The sequence below is a fragment of the uncultured Campylobacter sp. genome (assembly GCF_938018035.1).
In the GTDB taxonomy this organism is placed as follows: Bacteria; Campylobacterota; Campylobacteria; order Campylobacterales; family Campylobacteraceae; genus Campylobacter_B.
Map to the genome: position 1 here is coordinate 1 of NZ_CALIJF010000405.1, position 4,803 is coordinate 4,803.

At 51.5% G+C, this 4,803-nt stretch carries 6 protein-coding genes; all 6 read right to left on the reverse strand.

Annotated elements, in window-relative coordinates:
• Positions 1-764, reverse strand: a 764-nt coding sequence (locus Q0257_RS12445) for a hypothetical protein (protein WP_298025248.1), incomplete at its 3' end; no start/stop codon positions are given.
• Positions 754-1,176: an excinuclease ABC subunit A gene (locus Q0257_RS12450; RefSeq protein ID WP_298025250.1), complete on the reverse strand. Its 423-nt coding sequence runs from the start codon at positions 1,174-1,176 to the stop codon at positions 754-756. The genes Q0257_RS12445 and Q0257_RS12450, both read right to left, overlap by 11 nt.
• A gap of 10 nt (positions 1,177-1,186) precedes the next feature.
• On the reverse strand, positions 1,187-2,416 hold the full coding sequence (locus Q0257_RS12455; RefSeq protein WP_298025251.1) for a beta-ketoacyl-ACP synthase: 1,230 nt from the start codon (positions 2,414-2,416) through the stop codon (positions 1,187-1,189).
• The gene (fabG, locus tag Q0257_RS12460; protein WP_298025254.1) at positions 2,410-3,144 is read right to left on the reverse strand and encodes a 3-oxoacyl-ACP reductase FabG; all 735 of its coding nucleotides are present in this window, start codon (positions 3,142-3,144) and stop codon (positions 2,410-2,412) included. Before fabG ends, Q0257_RS12455 begins: the two co-directional genes overlap by 7 nt.
• Positions 3,137-3,565, reverse strand: coding sequence for a hypothetical protein (locus Q0257_RS12465; protein ID WP_298025257.1), 429 nt, complete (start codon positions 3,563-3,565; stop codon positions 3,137-3,139). Before Q0257_RS12465 ends, fabG begins: the two co-directional genes overlap by 8 nt.
• The coding region (locus Q0257_RS12470) for a beta-ketoacyl synthase N-terminal-like domain-containing protein (RefSeq protein ID WP_298025260.1) at positions 3,562-4,803 on the reverse strand (1,242 nt) is incomplete at its 5' end. The genes Q0257_RS12465 and Q0257_RS12470, both read right to left, overlap by 4 nt.

Genomic DNA, 4,803 nt, shown 5'->3' on the forward strand with positions numbered 1-4,803 from the left:
TGCGGCGTCGAATTTAAAGAATTTTCATTTGAAAAATCCTGCGGCGATGGGTTTTGCGCGGCGGTGCGGATTTTGCTCGCGTCTAAATCTTGCGACGCAGGATTTAAGGAATCCTCCTCGGCTAAACTATGCGGCGTATTTTGCGAAATTTCGCCTAAAAGCGAGATGCAAAGTTTCGCCCCAAGCCCCAAGCGACGGCGCTGTAACGGCGGGATGTGCGCAAGAGCTGGCTTTTTCTTTAAAGCTTCGAGCGCTAAAATTTCCTCTTTTAAGCGGGCGTGAGTAGAAATTTTTAAATTTTCTACGGGGCTATTTTGTAAAGCCTCGCCCTCACGCGCGGCGAAATTTTTATAAAGCTCCGCCGCCTCTTCGGAGTTGCAATCAAAAGCGCACGAGGAGTTAAATTTGGCTGCAACCGCTTCTTGTTTTAATCTCTGCTCCGAGCCACGCTCGGTAGATTTTTCATCAAAACCTTCTGTAGCAAGGTCGCGCCCCGCTTTTTCGTTATTCTCGCAAGCCGTAAAATTTGCGGAATTGATGAAATTTTGCTCGCATTCCGAAATATCTGTAAAATCTTGCGTAGAATTTAACGCGAAATCATACGTAAAATTTTGACTTGCATCGCAAGCGAGATCGGAATCTCCGCCTAAATTTACTTCGGAAATTCCATCCAAGCAAGCGGCGAGTTTTTTATAAAGCTCCGCCGGCTCGCCCGAAATTATCGCGCTTGCGTACGCTACGCCGAAGCTTAGTTTATTTCGCAATATAGCCTCTTAGCGTGACGCCGTTCATTATCGAGCCTACGCCGCATTCAAACTCCTTGTCGCTCACGAAAACGTTTTTGTAATAGTAGCTCGTGATGTTTACGACCTTGTTGCCGCCCTCTTTTTTGGCTCGGTCTTGAAAGCTAAGCAGCGCCGATAAAAACGCACGGTTGCATGCGGCTTGATCGGTCTTGTTGACGCTGTTTGTTTTTTTGTTCGAGCTTAGCTGCTGCGTGATCTTTCTGCCTGCGGATTTGTTACCGAAGTAGAATTTTATGCTCGGATCAAGCTTAGCTTTGGCGTCTGGCTCTGCGAGTGCCGCTGCGATCGGGAAGCGCACGATATCGTTTTTGGCATAAGCCGAATTAGCGACAAAAAGCGTCGCAACTACGAAAAATAGAAATTTTTTCATTTTCTCTCCTTTAGTCGATAAATTTTTTAAAAATCAAAGAGGTGTTCACGCCGCCGAAAGCGAAGTTATTATTCATAACGTAATCCGTCTCTATCTCCTGCGGCTGTGTGAGATATCTAAGCGGCGCACACTGCGGATCGATAGCTCGTAAATTTAGATTCGGATAGAATAGCCCCTCGTCCATCATCATCACCGAGATGAAGCTTTCCAGCGCTCCGCACGCGCCTAAAGTATGACCTAAATAGCCCTTGTAAGAGCTCACGGGCGTCTGCGAGCCGAAAATTTCATGAGTCGCTATAGATTCTGCGACGTCGCCTTGTCTAGTCGCCGTAGCGTGGGCGTTTACGTGCCCGATGAGATCCGGCGAGATGGCGGCGTCTTTGAGCGCCAACTGCATCGCCGCGCGCATAGTCTCACTCTGTGGACGGGTGATATGCGTGCCGTCACAGGTCGTGCCGAAGCCCACTATTTCGGCGTAAATTTTAGCGCCGCGCGCAAGTGCGCTTTCGAGGCTTTCTAGCACGAACATAGCGCCGCCTTCGCCCAAAACCAGTCCATCGCGCGCTATATCAAACGGCGCGGGGCTGAGGGTAGGGGTGTCGTTTTTGCAGCTTGTCGCGTAGAGCTTATCAAATACGAATGCCTGGCTTGGGTGTAGTTCATCCGCGCCGCCTGCTAGCATCATATCCGCAAGGCCAAATTTTATCGCTTCGTAGGAGTAGCCGATCGCTTGAGACGCGCTCGTGCACGCAGAGCTCGTGGGGATGAGCCTACCTTTTAGTCCGTAGTAGATCGCGATATTTGCAGCGACGGTGTGAGGCATCATCTTGACGTAGGAGTTGGCGTTGAAGGTGCTATCCTTGCCATGCAAAATATCTATGACCTCGCCAGTAGCCTTTGCATCGCCGCTACAGCTACCCGCTGCGACGCCCATACGACCGTCTTTTATGCGCTCATCTTCTAAAAGCCCCGCATCAGCCAGAGCTTCGCCTGCGGCATCGACGCCAAGCATTGCTACCTTACCCATCGAGCGGGTATCTTTGCGGCTCCAGTGCGCAGGCGGCGCGTAGTTCTGTATCGGCGCGCCCAGCCTCGTATTTAGCTCCTCGCCGAAAATATCCCATTCGCTCATATAAACTACGGCGCTTTTTTGCTGCGCCAAATTTTGCTTTATGCTCGCCCAGTCCCGTCCGAATGCACAGACGTTGCCAAAACCCGTAATAACTACTCTATTTAACATAATCCACCGTCTATTTTAATAACCTCTTTTGTGATATATGCGGAATTTTCGCTTAGTAAAAACTCCACCAAATGCGCTACCTCGCTCGGCTCGCCGATGCGCCCTAGCGGAATCGCGCTTAAAATTTGCTCGCTAGCGACTTCGTTTATACCTTCGCTCATCGCTGTTTTGATGAGCCCGGGAGCCACGACGTTTACCGTGATCTTGCGGCTTGCAAGCTCTATCGCCAGGGATTTTGCCGCAGCGATTAGACCTCCTTTGCTAGCGGCGTAGTTGCTCTGGCCGCGGTTGCCGGCAATTCCGCTAACCGAGCTCATCACTACGATACGCCCGCCCTTTTTGGCGCGGATCATCGGCATTAGCGCGGGCTTTAGGACATTGTAAAACCCGCCTAAATTCGTATCTATCACGCTTTGCCAATCCTCGCGCTCGAACCATACGAAAGAGTTGTCTCGCGTAATGCCAGCGTTTAGCACGATGCCCCAGTATGCGCCGTTTGCCTCTATATCTGCTTCGATATGTTCCTGCGCCGCAGCGGTATCTGTGATGTCAAATTTTAAAATTTGAACTTCCGCCGCGCCCGCGTCCAAGCAGCGCTTCGCTACGTCTTTTAGCTTTGCTTCGTTGCGCCCGTTTAGCGCCAAGTCGTAGCCCTTTTGCGCTAAATTTAACGCGCACGCCTCGCCGATACCGCCGCTTGCTCCGGTAATTAAAATTCTCTTAGCCATTTATACTCTTTAGCATTTCATCGTTTGGGTTCATCACGCTAAGCGTGGCGCTTGCGATATGTTCGTCGCCGCAGCGGATCTCGCAGTCGAAGATATATAGTCCCTCGCCGTCGCTTACGCTCTGCCTCGCCGTCGTGATTACGCGCTCGTCCACCTTTAGGCTCGCGCGCGAAATATCGAGGTTTCGCACGCCCAGCAAAAACCCGAGCCTTGCCTCGCCGCCGTTTCGGTGACCCGAATAGGCGCCTATGCACTGCGCCATGATCTCCATATACGCGTAGCTGCCGAGCTTGCCGTTTTCGGTAAACGGCGAGTCCTCTTTAACGCTAAATGCACAGCTCGCATATCCGTCGCTAATCTCTAAAATTTCATCTGCGAAGACCATATATCCGCTCTGCGGTAGGATACTAGAGGCTCTCATACTCGTCCTATTATGGTTACGGCGTTGTCGCCGCCAAAAGCAAAGTTTAGATTCATCGCGGTATCTACGCGCGCTCTTTTTGCTTCGCATGCGAGATTAAATTTAGACAGCGCAGCCGGAATTTCGCTCGTTTGCGAAGCTTGATCCGCAGCGTTTTTTAAAATTTTATCATCTAAAATTTTATCGTCCGAGCCTTGCACAGCTTTAGACGCAGCCAAAATTTTATCCGCGCTGCTTTTTGAAATTTCACTCTGCGCGTTTTGCAAAATTTTATCGCCCAAGCTGCATAAAATTTGATCGTCTGCGCTGTTTAAAATTTTATGGTTTCGCGCCCGCGCGCCGCGAAAAATTTCAGCCTCAGAGCCGAGCCAAATTTTATCGTTCGCAAAATTCGGCGGGATCACGCCCTGTCTGATCGCCTCGTAGCACACGGCAAGCTCGATCGCTCCCGCAGCGCCAAGAGTGTGTCCGATCGCCCATTTGGACGAGCTTGCGGGCGCTAAGGGTAGGGCGGTGCTCATAGCTAAGGCCTCCATCGCATCGTTGGCCGCAGTGCCGGTGCCGTGCAGATTTACGTAGTCCACGCTTTGCAGTCGCGCTGATTTTAGCGCGGTTTTGATTGCCGTGATCTGCATGCGCGCGCCGGGATCGGGCTTGGTGATGTGGTAGGCGTCGGAGTTTGCGGCGTGAGCCAAAAGCGCAACGTCGCTTATGCGCTCGCGCGAAAGCACGAATGCGCAGGCTCCCTCGCCTATATTTGTGCCCGTCCGCGCCTCTGAAAACGGCTTTAGCGGCTGCTCGCTTAAAATTTCAAGCGCGCTAAAGCCCTGCAGCGTGAGCTCGTCTAATGCGTCGGCGCCGCCGAAAACGACCGCGTCGCAAAGTCCTGCGCAGATGAGGCGCGAAGCTTCGATTAGAGCTTTGTTTCCGCTGGTGCACGCACTCGAAACTCCGATCGCGACGGATTTTAGCCCAAAGCGTTCGCGGATAAAATTTGCGGGGTTTGCGTGGGAGTTGCGCTCGAAGCAGAAGTTTTGAAATTTATCGTTTGCGTCTTTTGAAATTTTGGTGAAATTCTCGCTGTTTGGAGTAGAAATTTCACTGCACGGCGCGGAGTTTTCGCCATCTTGCGAGATAAAATTTCCCGCGTCTTTACCGCAAGCGAAAAATTCCGCATAGTTTTCCTGCACGCCGGTATTGGTGGTCGCAAACACCACGCCTACGCGGTGCGCGCCAAA